The following is an 18561-nucleotide window of genomic DNA, read 5'->3' as shown; positions in this document are numbered from 1 at the left end:
ACCCACGAGGGGTGGCGCCCGCTACTGTCTTGCGGATTAACCGTTGCCCTGGTCGTCAATAAAGCCGCGCAGGTGATCGGAGCGGGAAGGGTGGCGCAGTTTGCGCAGGGCCTTGGCTTCGATCTGACGGATACGCTCCCGGGTTACGTCGAACTGTTTGCCGACTTCTTCCAGGGTGTGGTCGGTGTTCATTTCAATACCAAAGCGCATGCGCAAGACTTTGGATTCGCGAGCGGTCAGCCCGGCCAGCACCGAGCGGGTCGCCTCGCGCAGGCCTTCGGCAGTGGCGGAATCCACCGGCGACAGGGCCTGGATATCTTCGATGAAATCGCCCAGATGGCTGTCTTCATCGTCGCCAATCGGGGTTTCCATGGAGATCGGCTCTTTGGCGATCTTCAGTACCTTGCGGATCTTGTCTTCCGGCATGTCCATGCGCTCGCCCAGCTCTTCCGGCGTGGGCTCGCGGCCCATTTCCTGCAGCATCTGGCGGGAGATACGGTTGAGCTTGTTGATGGTCTCAATCATATGCACCGGAATCCGGATGGTACGGGCCTGGTCCGCGATGGAGCGGGTAATGGCCTGGCGAATCCACCAGGTGGCATAGGTAGAGAACTTATAGCCGCGACGGTATTCAAACTTGTCCACGGCCTTCATCAGGCCGATGTTGCCTTCCTGAATCAGGTCCAGGAACTGCAGGCCACGGTTGGTGTATTTCTTGGCGATGGAAATTACCAGTCGCAGGTTAGCCTCGACCATTTCTTTCTTGGCGCGGCGGGCCTTGGCTTCGCCGATGGACACCCGACGGTTGATTTCCTTGATGTCGACTACGTCCAGATCCACTTCGGTCTGGACGTTCTGGATGCGCTTCTGCAGGCGCACGATCTCGTCGATGCGTTCACCAATGGCGGCGGCGTATGGCTTCTTGGTGGCCGCGATTTCTTTCGCCCATTCCAGGTCGGTCTCGTTGCCCGGGAACCATTTGATGAAATCTTTGCGCGGCATTTTGCAGTCGCGTACGCAGATCTGCATGATGGCCCGTTCGTTCTCCCGCACCAGATCGTTGGTGGAGCGAACCACGTTCACCAGTTCGTCAAACGCCTTGTTGCCCAGCTTGAATGGTGCAAACACCTGGCCCAGTTCGTTCAGGGCTTCCTGGGTTTTCTTGTGGCTGCGGCCGTGCTTGGCCAAGGCTTTGTCGGCGGCATCCAGTTTTTCTTTCAGCAACTCAAAACGCAGGCGGGTTTCTTCCGGGTCCGGACCGTTATCGGTTTCTTCCTCGGTTGAAGTGTCGTCGTCATCATCGCTGCTGTCGCTGTCGTCAGCAGAGGTGTCTTCACTGGTGTCTTCGCCCATGAACGGCTCGGCGTCGTCCGGGTCCAGGAAGCCGGTAACGATGTCGCTGATGCGGCCTTCGTTCTCGATGATGCGATCGTAAGCCTGAATCACGGTGCCGGCGGTGCCGGGGAAGTGGGCTACGGCCGCCATGACGTCGCGAATGCCTTCCTCAATGCGCTTGGCGATCACGATTTCGCCTTCACGGGTCAGCAGTTCAACGGTGCCCATTTCACGCATGTACATGCGCACCGGGTCGGTGGTGCGGCCGGCATCGGTTTCCACGGCGGCGAGAGCGGCGGCGGCTTCAGCGGCGGCGGCTTCGTCGGCGGTGGAGTCGCCTTCGGTCATCAACAGGGTATCGGCGTCGGGTGTTTCTTCGCACACCTGGATACCCATGTCGTTGATCATCCGGATAATGTCTTCAACCTGATCCGGATCTGCGATATCTTCCGGTAGGTGGTCGTTTACCTCGGCGTAAGTCAGGTAACCTTGTTCCTTGCCTCGTGCGATGAGGTCTTTCAAACGTGATTTCTGCGAATTGCCTGACATAGACACCCTGTGAACTCGCTTTTAAAGAGGAAAAAAGTTAAACAGCCATTATAGCTGCCGCGTATCTGCTGTGCCACCGAATGGTTAGATGGTGATCAGTGGCGTCAGTTTCAAGTGGTCATGCCCCAGCAACGGGATATAACGCAGATTTCAATCTACGTTGCCCTTGCTGAGCGTTCTCAGCTCTTCCCGCTGTTCCGGGGTGAGCGTGGCCAGATTCCGGAGCAGGGTTGCCAGTCTTTGCTGGCGCGCGGCCTCTTCGTTCGGGCTCAGCAGTTCTCTGGCGGCTGCCAGTATGCTTTCCCGGGCCGGTATGTGCTCCAGTCCATCAAACAGGTTGTAGAACCTGTCTCTGGCCTGTTTGTCCGTTGCCAGCCCCGAGACTAATGCCTTGCGGGTACTGATATTCTGTTCCATCAGCCAGCGGGCGAACCGCCCGGCCTGCTCCAGCTGGCGGTTGCTGTCAGCCAATGTTTTGACTTCCGCCGCCATTTCCGGTGCTTCCAGTAGTGCCAGGCAAAGCGTGCTGTCTTTGCTCAGCTTCACATCTATCCGTTCTTCTGTCGGCCGGTTCTGCCGCTCGCCGCGCCATCCGCGGGCTTTGAAGTCATTGCCTTTGGGCCGTTCCTGCCAGGGCTTCCGGCCGCCACACAGGCGCATCATTTCGTGCCACATGGCGTCCCGCAGTGTGCTGCGGGGCATCTTGTTCAGAAGCGGTTCTGCACGGGCTCTCAGTTCGCCCCGGTGTTCCGGCAGCTCCAGGTTCAAACCCTCGCTCTGCCGGTCGAACAGGTAACGCGACAGGGGCGTTGCCGCTTCAATCCGCTCCCTGAAGGCGTCTGCGCCTTCCTTCCGGATCAGTGTGTCCGGGTCTTCACCCTGTGGCAGCATCAGAAACTGCAGATGCAGGCCGTCGGCCATCAGTTCCAGGGCGTTCTCCATGGCGCGGTCTGCAGCACGGAAACCGGCCTGATCGCCATCAAAGCAGAACACAATGTGCCGGACTTGCCTTAGCAGGGCGGTCAGGCTGTCCTGGTTGGTTGCGGTGCCCAGGGTTGCAACGGCATCGTGTATGCCGTGCTGGGCCAGCGCGATCACGTCCATGTAGCCTTCAACCACCAGCAATTTGTCCAGCTGGCGGATGGCTTGCCGGGCCTCATAAAGGCCGTAGATCTCCCGGCTTTTATGAAATACATCCGACTCCGGGGAGTTGATGTATTTGGCCTTGTCGTCTCCAAGGGTTCGGCCGCCAAAGGCCACTGTTTTGCCCCGGGTGTTCCGGATCGGAAACATCACCCGATTGCGGAACAGATCTCTTGGCCGGCCGTACTTGTCTGAAACCGTTTTGGTTTCCAGTAATGGCTCTTTCAGGTCTTTCGGCGCCGCGTCAAAAAGCGCCGTTCCGGTGCCGGGCGCAAAGCCGATCTGGTACTGCTCGATGATGGCATCGTCCAGGCCGCGCTGTTTCAGGTAGTCCCGAGCGTAAGCGCCTTGCTGGCTGCCCAGAGCCGAGTGGTAGAAGCGGCTGGCGAAATCCAGGGCGTCGGTCAGGGATCTGGCCTGCTGCATTTCCTGGCGCGCGGCTTTATCATAGGGCACCTCAAGACCTGCCCGTTTGGCCAGCTCTTCGACAGCCTCGGTAAAGCCAAGCCCCTCGAATTCGCGGATAAAGCTGATGGCATCACCATGAGCGCCGCACCCGAAACAGTGGTAAAAGCCTTTATCTGGCCGAACGTTGAACGACGGTGTTTTTTCGTCGTGAAACGGACAACAGGCCTTGTAGTTGGCGCCAGCCTTTTTGAGGGTGATGCGGCTACCGATCAGCTCTGCCAGATCAATCCGATCAAGCAGGTCTTCAACAAATCGTTGAGGGATCAGTCCGCTCATGGTGGCTCCACTTCAGTCGGGGTGCCTGATACAAACCGGTATTCGCCATAGCCAAAAATGCCGCCGAAGCCAGGCCTCGGCGGCATTTTCAGTTTGCCGGAGAAGGCGAAACGCCGTTCCGGCAATCAGTCTTGCTGTCGATGCGCGCTGAACTCAGTACAGACGCTCGAACTTACGCTGCTCACGCTGAAGCTTCTTGAGATGACGCTTAACGGCGGCAGCTGCTTTACGCTTACGAACAGCGGTCGGCTTCTCGTAGTGCTCACGACGACGTACTTCAGACAGTACACCGGCCTTCTCGCAGGAACGCTTGAAGCGACGCAGTGCTACATCAAACGGCTCATTCTCTTTCACTTTAACAGCTGGCATTCGAAAATCACCTACCTGATAGATTCGGTTTCAATTGGTTCCGCCGGCCTTGGCCACGCGGGCTCGATACCTGGTCAGATTGGCTAAAACTCGACCAGTGCATAATTTAGGGCGGCAATGATAGCCGTTGGATATGTTCAGGTCAATGACTGTTCAATGAAACTGCCGGAGCCTTTCGGGTTTCTGCTAAAATGCCGCCAGTTCCTCATTCCCATTTCGGACGCGGCCCAGACTATGCTGATTCTTGGTATTGAAACCTCCTGTGACGAAACCGGCGTTGCCCTGTATGACACCGAGCAGGGCTTGCTGGCCCACGCGCTGTTCAGCCAGATTGCTATGCATGCGGATTATGGCGGGGTAGTGCCTGAGCTGGCGTCCCGTGACCATGTTCGCAAGCTGTTGCCGCTGTGTGACCAGGTATTGGCCAAGGCTGGCAGGGATCGTAACGATCTTGAAGGGATAGCCTACACCGCCGGCCCCGGGCTGGTTGGGGCGCTGATGGTGGGTGGTTCCGTGGCCCATGCTCTGGGTTTCGCGCTGGGCATTCCGGTGCTGGGTGTTCACCACATGGAAGGGCATTTGCTGGCGCCAATGTTAGAAGACAATCCGCCAGCGTTTCCTTTTGTTGCTCTGTTGGTGTCCGGTGGTCACACCCAGCTGGTTCGGGTGGATGGTATCGGGCAGTACCAGATGCTGGGTGAATCGGTGGATGACGCCGCCGGCGAAGCCTTTGATAAAACCGCCAAGATGCTCGGGCTGGATTACCCCGGAGGCCCCCGGGTGGCGGCGCTGGCGGAGAAGGGCCGGGAGGGAATCTACCGTTTTCCCCGGCCAATGACGGATCGTCCCGGGCTGGATTTCAGCTTCAGCGGTTTGAAAACGTTTACCCTGAACACGGTGAACGATGCGAAAGATAACGATGCCTTCGATGAGCAGGTAAAAGCAGACATCGCCCTGGCCTTTGAGGCGGCTGTAGTGGATACCCTGACCATCAAGTGCCGGAGGGCGCTGGAGCAAACCGGTTGCAAGCGCCTGGTTATTGCCGGTGGAGTAAGCGCCAACAAGCGGTTGCGGGCAGGGCTGGAAAAGATGACCGCGAAACTCAATGGCTCGGTGTTTTACGCCCGCCCAGAGTTCTGTACTGACAACGGCGCGATGATTGCGTATGCCGGTGCCCAGCGGCTCCAGAGCGGTCAAAGGGACGGTGAGCGCATTGTTTCGGTGCCGCGCTGGCCGATGAATACATTGCCGCCGGTTAACGAGCCGCGGGCGAATGGCCTGGTCGATTAACCCGGCCGGGCTTTAAAGCCCGGTTTCCCGGCCCTGGGCGAGGCGGATCAGGTTGTTGCGGTGGCGCACCACGATCAGCAGGGTCAGCAGCCCGAACAGTGGCAGGGTTTCCGGCTCAATCAGCGCGCTGATAACCGGCCCACTGGTAACCGCTACCAGGGAGGCCAGCGCTGAAATGCGCCAGCGCCACATGATCAGCAGCCAAAGCAGCGCCATGATACCGGTGGTCACCGGCGCCAACGCCAAACCGGCCCCGAGCGCTGTGGCCACGCCCTTGCCGCCTTTGAAACGATAGAACAGGGGAATCATGTGGCCGGTGACCGCGCACAGTGCCACCATGGCCTGAACCAGTATCGACATACCCGCAACGTGTGATAGCCACACTGGCAGCCAGCCTTTGAAGGCATCCAGTACCAGTGTAGCCACCGCCGGTTGCCAGCCACCCGCCCGGTATACGTTGGTGGCACCGGGGTTGCCGGAGCCCAGGGCTCTTGGGTCAGGCAGGCGCCAGAGCCTGCATACCGGGATGGCAAACAGCACGGAGCCGGCCAGGTAGGCGCCGAAGCAGAGTGCGACAATCAGAACTGGGTTACTGGTCAGGTTCATGGCCATATCACGGGCGCGCAGACGGCGCCGGGTGTTCTGTGAGAAAATGCCCGCCCTGAAGCTCAGTACACAGGCAAACTCCCACACTATCGTTTGCCTGCACATTATTCAATCAGCCTTGAGTGGAACACACTGGGAGTCCGGTTTGGCAGAAGGTTTGGTAGACACAGTGCTCATCGAGGGCCTGGCAGTGGACACCGTGATCGGCGTTTACGATTGGGAGAGGGAAATCACCCAGCGGATACTGGTGGATCTGGAAATGGCCTGGGACAACCGTGTGCCCGGGGCCAGCGACAATGTCGCCGATGCACTGGATTACGCGGCCGTTAGTGAGCGGGTGAGTGAATGCCTGCAAACCCTGAAACCCCAGCTGCTGGAACGGGCAGCGGAAGAGATTGCTGCGCTGTTGCAGTCGGAATTTGGTGTGCGCTGGCTACGGCTGACCCTGAACAAGCCCGGGGCCGTGCCGGCTGCGCGCTCCGTGGGCGTCCGGATTGAGCGGGGAACGCGGGCATGAGCCGGGTTTACATCAGTATTGGCACGAACATCGAGCGCTACCGCCATGTCACTGTTGCACTGGACGCGCTGGCCGGGTGGTTTGGAGATTTGACCATCTCGCCGGTTTACGAGAGTGAATCCGTCGGTTTTGAAGGTTCCGATTTCCTCAATCTTGTGGTGGGAATCGACACCGGGCTTTCGGTGGGTGAGCTGTCCCGCCGGTTCAAGCAGTTGGAAGCCGACAACGGCCGAACCCGATCTGCGCCCAAATTCAGCCCTCGAACCCTGGACCTGGATATATTGACCTATGATGATTCTGTCGGGGTGGTCGACGGTGTCGAGCTGCCGAGGGCGGAGATCCTCAAGAATGCTTTCGTGTTGCGGCCGCTGGCAGACATTGCCGGGGCAGAAATGCATCCGGCCTGCCGGCAAACTTACCAGCAGCTCTGGCAGGACTACCAGCGTGACCAGAAGCTCTGGCCGGTCGACTTCAGCTGGCAGGGGTGCCAGATTTCACGGGCGGTTGGCTGACCTGAATAGGCGGATCATCTGGTCGGTGGCACTGTCGCCGGCGGTGCCTTCGAATTTATCCCCAAGCAGCCGGGGCAGGATCTGGTTGCCAATTTGCTTGCCCAGTTCCACGCCCCACTGATCAAAGCAATCGATATCCCAGATCACGCTTTGCACGAAGGTGCGGTGCTCATACAGCGCGATCACGGCCCCAAGGGTTGTCGGGGTAATCTTGTCCATCACCAGAATATTGCTGGGTTTATTGCCTGGGATTTCCTTGTGGGGTGCCAGGGCTTTTGCGTCAGCCGAGGCCAAGCCCGCCTGCAACAGTTCCTGTTCCGCCTCGGCCCGGGTTTTCCCGGCCATCATCGCGCTGGCCTGGCTCAGGCAGTTGGCAAACAGGGTAGCGTGGTGATGTTCCACCGGATTGTGGGACTGCAAGGGGATGATGAAGTCAGCCGGGATCAGCCGTGTGCCCTGGTGAATCAGCTGGTGGTAAGCGTGCTGGCCATTGGCGCCAACGCCGCCCCACAGGATTGGCCCGGTTTCGTAATCCACGGCGGTGCCGATCTGCGTTACCCGCTTACCGTTACTTTCCATATCCAGCTGTTGCAAGTGCTCCGGCAGATGCTTGAGGTATTCGTCATACGGTAGAACGGCGTGGCTCTGTGCATCCCAGAAGTTGTTGTACCAGACGCTCAGCATGGCCATGATCACCGGCAGGTTGCTGGCCGCTGGCTGTTCACGGAAGTGACAGTCCATGGCGTGAGCACCCTCAAGCAGTGCCCGGAAGTGCTCCATACCGATGGTCAGGGCAATGGGCAGGCCGATGGCCGACCAGAGGGAGTACCGCCCCCCGACCCAGTCCCACATGGGGAAGACGTTGTTGCGGTCGATGCCGAACCGGATGGCTTCGTCCACGTTGGCGGTAACCGCCAGGAAATGCCGGGCCACCGCGGGCTCACTGCCGCTCTTGTCGAGAAACCACTGGCGGGCCAGCAGGCTGTTATCCAGCGTTTCCTGGGTGCGGAACGACTTCGACTGCACCAGGAATAAGGTGGTTTCCGGGTTCAGCGACCTCAAGGTTTCGGCGATATCGGTGCCGTCAATGTTGGCAACAAAGTGGCAGTTCAACTGGCCGTGCCAGAAGGGTTTCAGGGCTTCCACCACCAGTTTCGGGCCGAGGAACGAGCCGCCGATACCGATGCTCACCACGTCGGTAAAGGGTTTGTTGGTATAGCCGGTATGGCGGCCCTCGGTGATGGAAGACACCAGCTCCGCCATTCTGTCGAGTGTGGCGTGCACTTCCGGAATAATGTTTTCACCGTGTACCCGAACGTCCTGGCCGCGGGGTTGGCGCAATGCCGTGTGCAGGGCGGGGCGGTTTTCCGTTCGATTGACGATGCCGCCATCAAACAGCGCGTTTCGCTGCTGCTCCAGGCCACAGGCCTGGGCCAGGTCCATCAGCGCGTTGAAGGTCGCATCGGTAAGCCGATTGCGGGAGAAGTCCAGGGTCAGGCCTGCGCCGCTCACCAGGTACCGCTGGGCTCGCTGCGGGTCGTCCCTGAACAGATCCCGTATCGGCGTTCCGGCCAGCAGATCCTTGAGTTGGGCCAGAACCCGCCATTCCGGGAGATGAGTCAGTGGTGCCGGTTTGTCGGGCATCAGAGGTTCCTTTCTGTTCGCCGCCGGGCAGTCTTCAGGCGGTGGTTCCTGGTGTTATCGGGTGACGCTAAGGTTGTCGATTAGCCGGGTCGTCCCTAAAAACGCCGCGACCAGAAGCGTCAGCTCCCGATCTGCTTCGCTGGCGGGTTTCAGCGTCTGGCTGTTCACAATGTTGAAATAGTCCGGGCGTAGCCCGGCTTTGGCCAGCGTGTCGTTCGCTTCCCGTGCCAGATCGTCAAAATCGGAGCGGCCCTGTTCCAGCTGCGCAGCCACGCTGGTCAACGTCTGATACACCACCGGCGCAATGGCTCTCTCCTCTTCATTGAGATAGCCGTTTCTGGAGCTTTTCGCCAGCCCGTCCTCTTCGCGAACAGTGGGGGCGCCAATAATTTCAACCGGAATCATCAGGTCCCGGGTCAGTTTGCGGATGACCGCCAATTGCTGGAAATCTTTCTCGCCGAACACGGCCAGGTCGGGCTGAACCATGTTGAACAGCATGGTAACGACCGTTGCCACACCTTCGAAGTGCCCTGGCCGGCTGGCACCGCAGTGCCCCTCGCTGACTTCCGGCACAACCACTTTGGTTTGTCGGGCCAGGCCCTCGGGGTAAATCTCGTCCGCCGAAGGCGCGAACACCAGGGTGTTGCCAGCGGCGGCCAACTTGTCCTGGTCGTCGGCGAGTGTGCGGGGGTAAGTGTCCAGGTCTTCGTTGGCGCCGAACTGCATCGGATTGACAAAAATGCTGGTGACAACGATATCTGCAGCCTCTGCCGCCTTCCGTACCAGCGAAACGTGGCCCTCGTGCAGGTTGCCCATGGTGGGCACCAGGCCAATGGTTTTACCCTGCTGCCGGTAGCTGCGCAGAATGGTTCGGAGTTCTTTAAGTGAATGTACGGTTCTCATGCCTTGAACGTATGCTCCTCGGCCGGAAATGAACGCGCCTTGACGGCCTGGGCGTAGGCGGCGATGGCCTCTGGAATAGAGTTGGTTTCCGCCAGGAAGTTTTTCACGAAGCGGGGTTTGCGACCGGTGGTGATGCCCAGCATATCGTGGAGCACCAGCACCTGGCCGTCGGTGTCTGCGCCTGCGCCAATGCCGATCACCGGGGCCCGGACGGCCTGGGTGATGCGGGCAGCGAGAGGGGCGGGTACGCATTCCAGAAGGATGACATCGGCGCCGGCCGCTTCCAGCTCGCAGGCATGCTCGATCATGGCTTCGGCAGCCTTTTCGTCACGGCCCTGAACCTTGTAGCCGCCAAACTTGTTAACGAATTGTGGCGTCAGCCCCAGGTGGGCGCAAACCGGTACACCGCGCTCACTCAGGGCTTCGATGGTGTCTTTCATCCAGTCAGTACCCTCAAGCTTGACCATGTGGGCACCGGCTCGCATCAGTTCTGCGGCGTTGTCCAGGGCGTCGGTCACGGTGCCGTACGACATAAAGGGCATATCGGCCATGATCAGTGAACCCTGGTTGCCTTTGGCAACGCAGCTGGTGTGGTAAACCATCTGTTCCATTGTGACTGGCAGGGTGCTGTCATGCCCCTGCAGAACCATGCCCAGCGAATCACCAATCAGGATAACGTCAACGCCGGCCTCGCTGACCACATGTGCGAAGGTGGCATCGTAGGAGGTCAGGGCAGAGAAGGCTTCGCCCTTTTGCTTGTATTCCCGCAGGGTATTGATGGTAACTGCCATAAGATCCTTGCCTTTTGGGTGGATGGGCCGGTTCTGGCTCGGGGTCGTCCGAGTTCAGAACGATAGATTAATGCCGGGGTATATCTGACACAAGAGTAGCATGGGAGTCTGGCTTGGGGTCAGTGACTTCCGGCCTTTGGGGGCAATAATCGAAGCTGGTTGTCCGGGCATGCTTGTCGCAGTGTTTCAATGCTTCGGCCATCAGGCAGCGTCAGCTCGGGATTCAGGTCGAGAATGGGCTGCAGCACGAAGTCCCGGTTGGCCAGCTCGGCATGGGGTACGGTCAGTCGCTCGTCGTGGATGCTGTCGTTGCCGTAAAGCAGCAGGTCAAGGTCCAGGGTTCGGGGCCCCCAGTGGCGCAGTCGCTCCCGGCCGTGAGCCTGTTCGATGGCTTGAAGATGATCCAGTAACTGGTGCGGCGTCAGCTCCGTGGACAATTGCACGGCGCCATTCACGAAGTCCGGTTGATCCTGGGGGCCAACCGGCCGGCTGGCATAGAAGGCAGACTGTGCCAGCAGGGTGGTATTGGGCAGGCTGGCCAGTTCGGCAACCGCGCGTGCCAGCTGGGCGGTTGGGTCTTCCAGATTGCTGCCCAGCCCAACATAGGCCACTACCGTCATGCTTGGGGTGGCCTTTTGACTGGGCTGCGTTTGCGGCGCCGTTTACGCGGGGTGCTGGCGGAGCCTAGCTCAGACAGCATTTTTTCCTGCCCGCGTTCATCCAGGCGCTGGAATTCCGTCCACCAGTCGCCGAGGCCCGGTTCGATTTCGCCGGCGGATTCACGTACCAGCAGGAAATCGTACGCAGCCCGGAAGCGCGGGTGGGCCAGCGTGCCAAAAGCTCGCTTGCCCTGGCGCCTGGGCAGGCGTATCTGCATTTCCCAGATCTCTTTCATCGGGCCTGAGAAGCGTTTCGGAATGGCTGTGGCCTGCACCTGCCGGCCAATGACTTTGCCGATGGCGCCATGAAGGGCGGGCTGCACCGGGTCGCCATTATCCTGGCGGCGGCGCCATTCCACTTGCAGGGCCGGCCAGAGCATGGCGGCAAACAGGAAGTAAGGCGTGACGGATTTGCCCTGGGCAATCCGGGCGTCGGTATTGCGCAGTGCCTGGCGAATGAGTTCGTCGGATTCCCCGGCGTCGATGGCCTTGGCGGTTTCCGGGAACAAGGGCGCCAGTAGGCCGTACTCGCTGAGCAAGTCGTAGGTAGCTTCGCCATGGCCCGCCGAGAACAGCTTGAGCACTTCATCAAACAGCCGGGCCGAGGGGATGTGAGTCAGCAATGGCGCCAGTTCCCGGATGGGAGCTTCGGTGTCCGGTTCAATTTCGAAACCCAGTTTAGCGGCAAAGCGGATGGCGCGAAGCATGCGAACCGGATCTTCCCGGTAGCGGGTTTCCGGGTCACCGATCAGGCGGATCTGGCGATTTTTCAGATCGTCAACGCCGTTGGCGTAGTCGATGATCGTGAAGTTGCGGATGCAGTAGTAAAGCGCGTTGATAGTGAAGTCACGGCGCAGGGCGTCTTCTTCCTGGTTGCCGTAGACATTGTCCCGCAACAGCAGGCCATGCTCACTGGTTCTGTGCTCATCGGCTGCCGGTTCGTCTTCGGTGTCCCGGGCGTTGCCCCTGAAAGTGGTCACCTCGATGATTTCCCGGCCGAATACCACATGCACAATCCGGAACCGGCGCCCGATCAGTCGCGAATTCCGGAACAGGTCGTGAACTTCCTCAGGGGTAGCGTCGGTGGCAATGTCGAAATCCTTTGGCTGCCCGCCCAGGAGGATGTCGCGCACGCCACCGCCCACCAGATAAGCTTCATAGCCGGCTTTGTTAAGCCGATGCAGGACTTTTCGTGCGGGCTCGCTGATCATCGAGCGGGACACGGTGTGCTGATCCCGGGGGATCTCCTGCCGCTGGTAGCGTCGGGCTTTCTTTTTCCCGTTGCCGGGAATGAAGGAGCGTAGTTTTTCTACAAGTCGTTTAGGCATGAAATTCCGTGATTGCGATGCGCAAAGACGGGGATTTTAACGGTTTGCGCAGGAATTGCACATGTTTAGGCAGAAACGGAAATAGAAAAGGTGATTTTTGTTCAGGGGTTGGGGCGGTCAGGGTGAGTCTGTAGGCCAGATAATCAAAAGGCGGATTCGTTTTCACGAACCCGCCCTGAAAGCGTTGACGATCTGCATTGTTTTTGTTGTTGCCGGGATTCTTTTTGATTTTTCTACCCCACCGTGTTGTCCCAACAGTAAGGACATCAAATAACGCAAACGGAAAGCTTTGAATACATAGAGCGGTCAGGAGCAAGGTGCGGGTTATCGGGGTAGTTGCAGTGCCGCTTCAGGAGCGATTCTTCTCTACATCTACAACTCGCACATGCCTGGGGACCACTAAAAAGCAAAGTACCCAAAACACTCAGTTCGCTTGCATCCTGTTCTTGTTTTTGTTGCTGGATGCTCATGCAGCTTTTTGTTTTTGTTTTGCCGCTGCGTTGTCACTTTTGTTTTTGTTGTTGTGCGCTAATAAGAGTGCGAAGGCTGTGCCAGTTTTTGAAAACCTTTAATTAACATGGGGTTATGTTTTTGTGAGAAATAAGTGTTACCCCGTATACGTCTAAAGTGTTACCTGTCTCACGTAACCTGAGTCGGAAGTGTTACCTTGGGGAACGCTGGGTAACAAATGATTTCGGGTTCATTTCTTTGTTCAGGAACTTTTCTTGCGGGGAATACCCAAACGCTGGCGACGTTCCCACAGAGATTTCCGGCTGATGCCCAGTTTCTGGGCCAGCTCGGTTTCGCTCATCCGGTCCTGGTTCTCCAGCACAAAATGCTGAAAGTAGTCTTCCAGAGACAGGTCGTTGGCGGAGTCCGGCTCACGGGTGCGGGTCTGCTCGTTGTTGCCTTCTACCAGGGTTTCCGGAATGTACTCGTCACTACCCTCGTTATCGAGGTCCAGCACTGCGGGGGTAATGATGTCGCCGTCGGTGAGAATGGACGCCCGTTCGATGGCATTCTCCAGCTCCCGTACGTTTCCTGGCCAGCGGCACCGCTCCAGCGCCTGCATGGCCTCCGGGCTGAGACTGAGCTCCGGCCGTCCGAGCTTCTCTGCCTGCCGCTTAAGGAAACGGCGGGCCAGGCCCAGAATGTCTGACCGGCGTTCTCGCAGGGGCGGAATTCGGATTTGCATTACGTTAAGGCGGTAATACAGGTCTTCCCGGAATTCTCCGGTGCGGGTCATGGCTTTCAGGTTTCGGTGGGTTGCGGCAATCATGCGCACATCCACTTTCCGGCTCTGGGTGGAGCCGACCTTGCGGATCTCGCTTTCCTGCAGCACACGCAACAGCCGGGCCTGGGCTTCCGCTGGCAGTTCGCCGATCTCATCAAGGAACAGGCTGCCGCCATCGGCGGCTTCAATCAGGCCGGTACGGGCGGAAACGGCACCGGTGAATGCGCCTTTCTCATGGCCGAACAACTCCGATTCAATCAGGCTTTCGGGGATGGCTGCGCAGTTTACTGAAATCAGCGGCTTGGTGGCCCTGGGGCTGAGCAGATGCAGGGCCCTGGCCGCCAGTTCCTTACCGGTGCCGGACTCGCCCTGTATCAGGACGGTGGTTTCGGTCGGGGCCACCTTGCGAATCAGCGTGAACACCTTCTGCATGGGCTCGCACTGGCCATACATGATGGCTGCCGGGTCGGATTCGGTCGCCTGGTGCTGCCCGGCGCTCTCGCCACTGCCGGGCTCATCAGGCTGCGCACTCTGGCGAGCCAGGATGTTCTCAACGGCTGCGAGCATTTCATCGTGATCAAAGGGCTTGGCGATGTAGTCCACGGCACCGAGTTTCATGGAGTCCACGGCTGAGCGCAGACTGGCATAGCTGGTCATGATCAGCACCGGGGTGTTGGGCGCCCGGTTGATCATCTCGGTACCCGCGGCGCCGGGCAGGCGCAGATCGGTGATGATCAGGTCAAAGCCGTCGGGTTCCAGGTTGTCCGCTTCCTCAACGGAGACGGCATCCGCCACTTCGTAACCGGCGTGCTGCAGAAGCTTGCGGACCGCAGAGCGGATGATGTCTTCATCTTCAACTATCAGAATACGGGGCATATCGCGTTCACGACCTTTCGTTCGGGGTGCTGTTGCCGGTATCGGTGTCTGGCTCGTAGGCGGGCAGGCGTAACCTTACACAGGTTCCCCGCTGGCGTTCGGTATCTGCCGGGCTTTCCACCTGTACGTTGCCATAGTGTTCTTCAACAATGCTGTACACCAGTGAAAGCCCAAGGCCCGTACCTTTGTTCGGTGCTTTGGTGGTGTAAAACGGTTCAAAGATATGGTCCAGCTGGTCAGCGGGAATGCCGGTGCCTTCGTCAATCACTTCGATGATAGCGGAGTAGCCATCGCCCTTTCCACTGACCCGGATGGTACCGCCGTCTGGCGAGGCATCCCGGGCGTTGGCCAGGAGGTTGACGAAGACCTGCACCAGGCGTTGCTCATCCCCCAGTATCTGCAGGTTTTCCGGGCACTCGTTCCGGTACTGGATGCCCATGCCCTTGTCACTCAGCGACAACAGGTTGATGGATTCTTCCACGCAGCGGTGGATGCTGACCGGCTCATAGCGGTTGGCATGGGCGTGGTTGCCGGTTCGGGCAAAGTTCATCAGTGACTGCAAAATGGCGGAAATGCGTCGGGTTTGCTGCTGTATCTGGTCTGCGGTTTCCAGAATGGACGGGTCGTCGGTTTCCAGTTTCAGGTTCTGGGCCAGCGACGAAATACCGGTGACCGGGTTGCCAATCTCGTGCGCAACACCGGCGGCCAGTCGGCCCACGGAGGCCAGCCGTTCACTGTGCATCAGCTCGTCTTCCAGTAATCGGGTTTCGGTCTGGTCTTCCACCAGAATGATCGAGCCACCTTCCGGATGGTCCGGCCCGCTCAGGGCAGCCTTATGAAGGTTCAGCCAGTGGGGCTTGCCGCGCAGGTCGAGCCGGTGCTTGTAACGGTGCAGGTCGTCGCCCCGGTTGAAGTCGTCCAGCAGGGTATGCCAGTGCTCCGGCAGGGCCATCAGTTTGGCGCCGACCACCTCGTCGGCAGAAATGCCAGTGAGCGATTCGATGGCGTGGTTCCACATCAGGATTTCGCCATCCTCACCGACAGAGCAGGCGGGTATCGGCAGGTTCTGCAGGGTCTGCCGGTAGTGGCGCCGCAAGTTGTCGAGCTCCCCGGCCAAGCCGGTAAGCTGGTTCTGGTAGTCGCCCAGCGCCCGCTCCACATAGCGGATGTCCTGGCCGGTGCCGCCGTGGGTCAGGGGTTTGAAGCCCAGATGGCGTTTGACAATATCCCTGGCTACGGCGGGGCCCAGCAAGCCCGACAGGTTGATTTCAACCTGATCCCTCAGGCGCCTGAGCTGGTAGGGGCGAAACTCCACGTTGGGCAGCTTTAATTGCCCCAGTGCACGCTCTACTTCCCGTCGGGCCACGGTCGGGCCCAGCGGGTCGGTCAGATGTTGAACGAAGTCGTTGGAGGATGTTGCCAGCAGTTCCCTGCGCTGTGGGCGAGACAGCGCACCCAGGGAGCAGGCCTGTGCCGCGCTGGTTTCTTCCGGAGACGCGGGGCTCAGGATTGAGACCAGTGCAAACACCGAAATGTTGGCCGTCAGGCTGATGAAAGTGAACAGGTGCCAATTGTCATAACCCGGGGTGACCGGAAGATCCAGCCAGGACAGCAGGTCGGCGGCGTAGGAAAACGGCAGCACCAGGGTGGTCATCCAGATGGCCAGGCCGGTCAGCAGTCCGGCGATCAGACCGCGCCGGTTGCCCTCCGGCCAGTAGATAACGCCGAGGGCGCCTGGTAGCAGCTGCAAGGTGCCGGAGAGCGAGATGGCTCCGAGGATGGACAGGTCCAGGTTCTGGCCAATGGTTTCGTGGAACAGCAGCGCCAGAAACAGGATAACGGCAATGAGCAGGCGTTTTACCCACTGCAGCCATTGATAGATGTCGCCCTGGTCTTTGGGAGTTTTCAGGGGCAGCACCACATGGTTGAGAACCATGCCCGACAGCGCCAGGGTGCTGACGATCATCAGCCCGCTGGCGGCGGAAAGCCCTGCGATATACATCAACAGTGTTAGCGCCGGGCTCTCCAGTGCCTGGGCCACCCCGATACTGAAAAACGCCTGGGGCACAACAACACCCAGGGCCTGGCCGGCCCAGACAATCAGGGGCACTGGCAGGCCAAGCAGTAGCAGATACAGGGGCAGGCCCCAGCTGGCTTTCGCCAGGGCCCTTGGCGAGGGGTTCTCGCTGAAGGTCATATGGTACATGTGCGGGAGGACCAGCGCGGCGGCAAACGACATCAGCAGCAGGGCCCGCCAGCTGCCATCATTGATCGCCATGGTCATGGTTGCCTCGGGGTGTGAGGCCCGGGCCAACCATTCTTCAAGCCCGTCGGTGCCGCCGAACACACCGAATAACACCACACCACCCAGCACCAGCAGGGCAACCACCTTGACCAGGGAGTCAAAGGCGATGGCCAGCACCAGCCCCTGATGGTTGCCAGAGCTCTGGTGCCGGCGTGCGCCAAAGAGCATGGTGAACAGCACGACGATCAGGCTGAACATCACGCTGATGGCTTTGGGCGAGGTGTCAGGCGCGAGCAGGGACGCCGATACCGCAACAGCCTGAATCTGCATGCTCAGCAGCGCCAGAATGGCGGCGGCTGAGCAGAGTGTCACCAGGGTGCCGGCCCACTGGCTGCGATAACGATAGGCAAAGAGGTCAGCCAGGGACGTCAGTTGATAAGCGCGGCCGATGCGCAAGATCGGGTTCAGCAACACCGGCGCCAGCAGAAAGGCCCCGGAGATACCCAGATAGTAAGCCAGAAAGCCGTAACCGGATTCCGCCGCCATGCCGATGGCGCCGTAGACTGCCCAGATGCCGGCGTAGACGCCAAGGCTCAGGGTATAAACCAGAGGATGCCGCACCCACTGGCGCAGCAGGGTGCCCCGTTCGGTACTCCAGGCAATGCCGAACAACAGAATCAGGTACAGGAGGCTGGCCAGTAGCAGGCCGCTGGCGCTAAAACTCATTGGGGTCTCGCCGCCATTCGAGCCAGAAGCCGATGGCAATCAGGCCTCCCCAGATCACGTAGGGGCTGTACCAGGCGTTATCTGGTGAGGTCCACCAGTCCAGAATGTTGGGAGAAAAAATATAAATGGCCAGTACCAGCAAAAAGACCAGGCGGTAGATATACATCGGCTCAGTGGTCCGGACGCAAGTGTGTGTTTGGGGTTATACCACGGGCCTGCCGGGATGTCAGGGGGATAGCGTGCCGGCGCCAGTTTTCCCGGCCCCAGGCGAGCACATCGTCCACCGTTGCGTTCAGAAGCACGGACGGCGGATGTTGGCCAAGGGCTGCCAGTGCGTTGACCAGGTTGGCGGTGGGCTGTTGGTCATCCAACGCCGGAGCATGGGTCTGTTTGCTCAGCTTCTGGCCCCGATCGTTCACGATGACCGGTATATGCAGCCACTGCGGTGGCTGGGCGCCAAGAGCACGGAAAATCTGTTGCTGCTGCGCGGTCATGTCCAATAAGTCGGAGCCCCGCACCACGTGGCTGATGTTCTGGTCGATATCGTCCACCACCACTGCCAGTTGGTAGGCATAGAAGCCCTCCTTACGCAGTAGCACCGGGTCGTCCAGTTCTGCCGCTACTTTCTGTTGCTGATCGCCCAGCAGCAGATCCTGCCAGTGGCTGACTTCGTCGGTCAGGGCAAATCGAATAGCGTAGGGGGTATCTCCAGGTGCTGGATGGCCATCTCGGCAGTGGTCCGGATGATAACCGCCGTGCTTTTGGAGCAGTTTTCGGGAGCACCGGCATCGATAGGCTTTATGCTGCGCCAGGAGCTGGTCAATGGCGGCCTGGTAGGCGTCGTGGCGCCGGGATTGAAATCGTACCGGTTCGTCGGGAAACAGTCCGTGGCAGTCCAGGGAATGGAGAATCTGGCCGGTGGCCTCGGGGGGCTCCCGTAGCGGGTCCAGGTCTTCGATGCGAACCAGCCAGTCGCCACCGGCGGTGCGGGCTTCCAGCCAACTGGCCAGGGCGGTTACTAGGGAGCCGAAATGCAGCGGTCCTGTCGGGGAAGGGGCAAAACGCCCACGGTACCGTGGTTGCTCCATAG

17 protein-coding genes are annotated in these 18561 nt (G+C 59.5%); 3 read left to right on the top strand and 14 right to left on the bottom strand.

All coding sequences use genetic code 11. The annotated features are described in order from the left end of the window. Nucleotides 1-36: 36 nt before the first annotated feature. The 3 genes from rpoD to rpsU all read right to left on the bottom strand — a co-directional run bounded on the left by rpoD (nt 37) and on the right by rpsU (nt 4140). On the bottom strand, nt 37-1884 hold the full coding sequence (gene rpoD / locus ACZ5Q2_RS01510; protein WP_058090688.1) for an RNA polymerase sigma factor RpoD: 1848 nt from the start codon (nt 1882-1884) through the stop codon (nt 37-39). A 150-nt stretch (nt 1885-2034) separates the two neighbouring features. Continuing rightward, on the bottom strand, nt 2035-3771 hold the full coding sequence (gene dnaG / locus ACZ5Q2_RS01505) for a DNA primase (RefSeq protein WP_138436774.1): 1737 nt from the start codon (nt 3769-3771) through the stop codon (nt 2035-2037). Nucleotides 3772-3924: 153 nt separating this feature from the next. Continuing rightward, nucleotides 3925-4140, bottom strand: a complete 216-nt coding sequence (gene rpsU, locus ACZ5Q2_RS01500) for a 30S ribosomal protein S21 (RefSeq protein WP_007153483.1) — start codon at nt 4138-4140, stop codon at nt 3925-3927. A gap of 234 nt (nt 4141-4374) precedes the next feature. Here rpsU and tsaD point away from each other — a divergent pair, with 234 nt between their 5' ends. Beyond that, the gene (gene tsaD / locus ACZ5Q2_RS01495) at nt 4375-5430 is read left to right on the top strand and encodes a tRNA (adenosine(37)-N6)-threonylcarbamoyltransferase complex transferase subunit TsaD (protein ID WP_106694534.1); all 1056 of its coding nucleotides are present in this window, start codon (nt 4375-4377) and stop codon (nt 5428-5430) included. Nucleotides 5431-5442: 12 nt separating this feature from the next. On the opposite strand, the gene plsY is transcribed toward tsaD, so the two are convergent. Beyond that, complete coding sequence (plsY, locus tag ACZ5Q2_RS01490; protein WP_058090724.1) at nt 5443-6036, bottom strand: glycerol-3-phosphate 1-O-acyltransferase PlsY; 594 nt, start codon at nt 6034-6036, stop codon at nt 5443-5445. 145 nt (nt 6037-6181) lie between these two features. Between plsY and folB the strand changes: the two genes are divergently transcribed. Then, nucleotides 6182-6553, top strand: coding sequence for a dihydroneopterin aldolase (gene folB, locus ACZ5Q2_RS01485; protein WP_106694477.1), 372 nt, complete (start codon nt 6182-6184; stop codon nt 6551-6553). Continuing rightward, nucleotides 6550-7065 (top strand): 2-amino-4-hydroxy-6-hydroxymethyldihydropteridine diphosphokinase, encoded by a 516-nt coding sequence (folK, locus tag ACZ5Q2_RS01480; RefSeq protein ID WP_106694478.1) that lies wholly within the window; start codon nt 6550-6552, stop codon nt 7063-7065. Before folB ends, folK (ACZ5Q2_RS01480) begins: the two co-directional genes overlap by 4 nt. Here the strand turns inward: folK (ACZ5Q2_RS01480) and pgi are convergent. The 10 genes from pgi to gluQRS all read right to left on the bottom strand — a co-directional run bounded on the left by pgi (nt 7048) and on the right by gluQRS (nt 18559). Then, the gene (gene pgi / locus ACZ5Q2_RS01475; RefSeq protein WP_432210525.1) at nt 7048-8709 is read right to left on the bottom strand and encodes a glucose-6-phosphate isomerase; all 1662 of its coding nucleotides are present in this window, start codon (nt 8707-8709) and stop codon (nt 7048-7050) included. The two genes, folK (ACZ5Q2_RS01480) and pgi, sit on opposite strands and share 18 nt — an antisense overlap. A 54-nt stretch (nt 8710-8763) precedes the next feature. Continuing rightward, on the bottom strand, nt 8764-9612 hold the full coding sequence (gene panC / locus ACZ5Q2_RS01470) for a pantoate--beta-alanine ligase (protein ID WP_061333537.1): 849 nt from the start codon (nt 9610-9612) through the stop codon (nt 8764-8766). Beyond that, nucleotides 9609-10403, bottom strand: coding sequence for a 3-methyl-2-oxobutanoate hydroxymethyltransferase (gene panB, locus ACZ5Q2_RS01465; protein WP_061333538.1), 795 nt, complete (start codon nt 10401-10403; stop codon nt 9609-9611). Before panB ends, panC begins: the two co-directional genes overlap by 4 nt. Before the next feature lie 119 nt (nt 10404-10522). Next, on the bottom strand, nt 10523-11023 hold the full coding sequence (gene folK, locus ACZ5Q2_RS01460; protein WP_061333539.1) for a 2-amino-4-hydroxy-6-hydroxymethyldihydropteridine diphosphokinase: 501 nt from the start codon (nt 11021-11023) through the stop codon (nt 10523-10525). After that, on the bottom strand, nt 11020-12390 hold the full coding sequence (gene pcnB, locus ACZ5Q2_RS01455) for a polynucleotide adenylyltransferase PcnB (protein WP_432210526.1): 1371 nt from the start codon (nt 12388-12390) through the stop codon (nt 11020-11022). Before pcnB ends, folK (ACZ5Q2_RS01460) begins: the two co-directional genes overlap by 4 nt. Then, nucleotides 12383-12706 (bottom strand): hypothetical protein, encoded by a 324-nt coding sequence (locus ACZ5Q2_RS01450; RefSeq protein ID WP_286253614.1) that lies wholly within the window; start codon nt 12704-12706, stop codon nt 12383-12385. Before ACZ5Q2_RS01450 ends, pcnB begins: the two co-directional genes overlap by 8 nt. Nucleotides 12707-13102: 396 nt before the next feature. After that, a complete protein-coding gene (locus tag ACZ5Q2_RS01445; RefSeq protein ID WP_061333541.1) occupies nt 13103-14500 on the bottom strand; it encodes a sigma-54-dependent transcriptional regulator in 1398 nt (465 codons plus the stop codon). 7 nt (nt 14501-14507) lie between these two features. Further along, on the bottom strand, nt 14508-17471 hold the full coding sequence (locus ACZ5Q2_RS01440; protein WP_058090700.1) for an ATP-binding protein: 2964 nt from the start codon (nt 17469-17471) through the stop codon (nt 14508-14510). Next, a complete protein-coding gene (locus tag ACZ5Q2_RS01435; RefSeq protein WP_058090701.1) occupies nt 17461-17637 on the bottom strand; it encodes a hypothetical protein in 177 nt (58 codons plus the stop codon). Before ACZ5Q2_RS01435 ends, ACZ5Q2_RS01440 begins: the two co-directional genes overlap by 11 nt. A 4-nt stretch (nt 17638-17641) precedes the next feature. Continuing rightward, entirely contained in the window at nt 17642-18559 is a 918-nt protein-coding gene (gene gluQRS, locus ACZ5Q2_RS01430) for a tRNA glutamyl-Q(34) synthetase GluQRS (RefSeq protein WP_432210527.1), read from the bottom strand. Nucleotides 18560-18561 lie beyond the last annotated feature (2 nt).

This window comes from Marinobacter alkaliphilus (assembly GCF_055394375.1).
Note: the sequence above shows the minus strand (reverse complement) of the source record. Positions and strands in the feature narration are given on the sequence as shown.

Bases quoted from the DNA above. Each gene is read 5' to 3' on its own strand.
- rpsU (WP_007153483.1), bottom strand. From the start codon at position 4,140: ATGCCAGCTGTTAAAGTGAAAGAGAATGAGCCGTTTGATGTAGCACTG.
- rpoD (WP_058090688.1), bottom strand. From the start codon at position 1,884: ATGTCAGGCAATTCGCAGAAATCACGTTTGAAAGACCTCATCGCACGA.
- tsaD (WP_106694534.1), top strand. From the start codon at position 4,375: ATGCTGATTCTTGGTATTGAAACCTCCTGTGACGAAACCGGCGTTGCC.
- dnaG (WP_138436774.1), bottom strand. From the start codon at position 3,771: ATGAGCGGACTGATCCCTCAACGATTTGTTGAAGACCTGCTTGATCGG.
- panB (WP_061333538.1), bottom strand. From the start codon at position 10,403: ATGGCAGTTACCATCAATACCCTGCGGGAATACAAGCAAAAGGGCGAA.
- pcnB (WP_432210526.1), bottom strand. From the start codon at position 12,390: ATGCCTAAACGACTTGTAGAAAAACTACGCTCCTTCATTCCCGGCAAC.
- pgi (WP_432210525.1), bottom strand. From the start codon at position 8,709: ATGCCCGACAAACCGGCACCACTGACTCATCTCCCGGAATGGCGGGTT.
- plsY (WP_058090724.1), bottom strand. From the start codon at position 6,036: ATGAACCTGACCAGTAACCCAGTTCTGATTGTCGCACTCTGCTTCGGC.
- ACZ5Q2_RS01435 (WP_058090701.1), bottom strand. From the start codon at position 17,637: ATGTATATCTACCGCCTGGTCTTTTTGCTGGTACTGGCCATTTATATT.
- ACZ5Q2_RS01445 (WP_061333541.1), bottom strand. From the start codon at position 14,500: ATGCCCCGTATTCTGATAGTTGAAGATGAAGACATCATCCGCTCTGCG.
- panC (WP_061333537.1), bottom strand. From the start codon at position 9,612: ATGAGAACCGTACATTCACTTAAAGAACTCCGAACCATTCTGCGCAGC.
- gluQRS (WP_432210527.1), bottom strand. From the start codon at position 18,559: ATGGAGCAACCACGGTACCGTGGGCGTTTTGCCCCTTCCCCGACAGGA.
- folK (WP_106694478.1), top strand. From the start codon at position 6,550: ATGAGCCGGGTTTACATCAGTATTGGCACGAACATCGAGCGCTACCGC.
- ACZ5Q2_RS01440 (WP_058090700.1), bottom strand. From the start codon at position 17,471: ATGAGTTTTAGCGCCAGCGGCCTGCTACTGGCCAGCCTCCTGTACCTG.
- folK (WP_061333539.1), bottom strand. From the start codon at position 11,023: ATGACGGTAGTGGCCTATGTTGGGCTGGGCAGCAATCTGGAAGACCCA.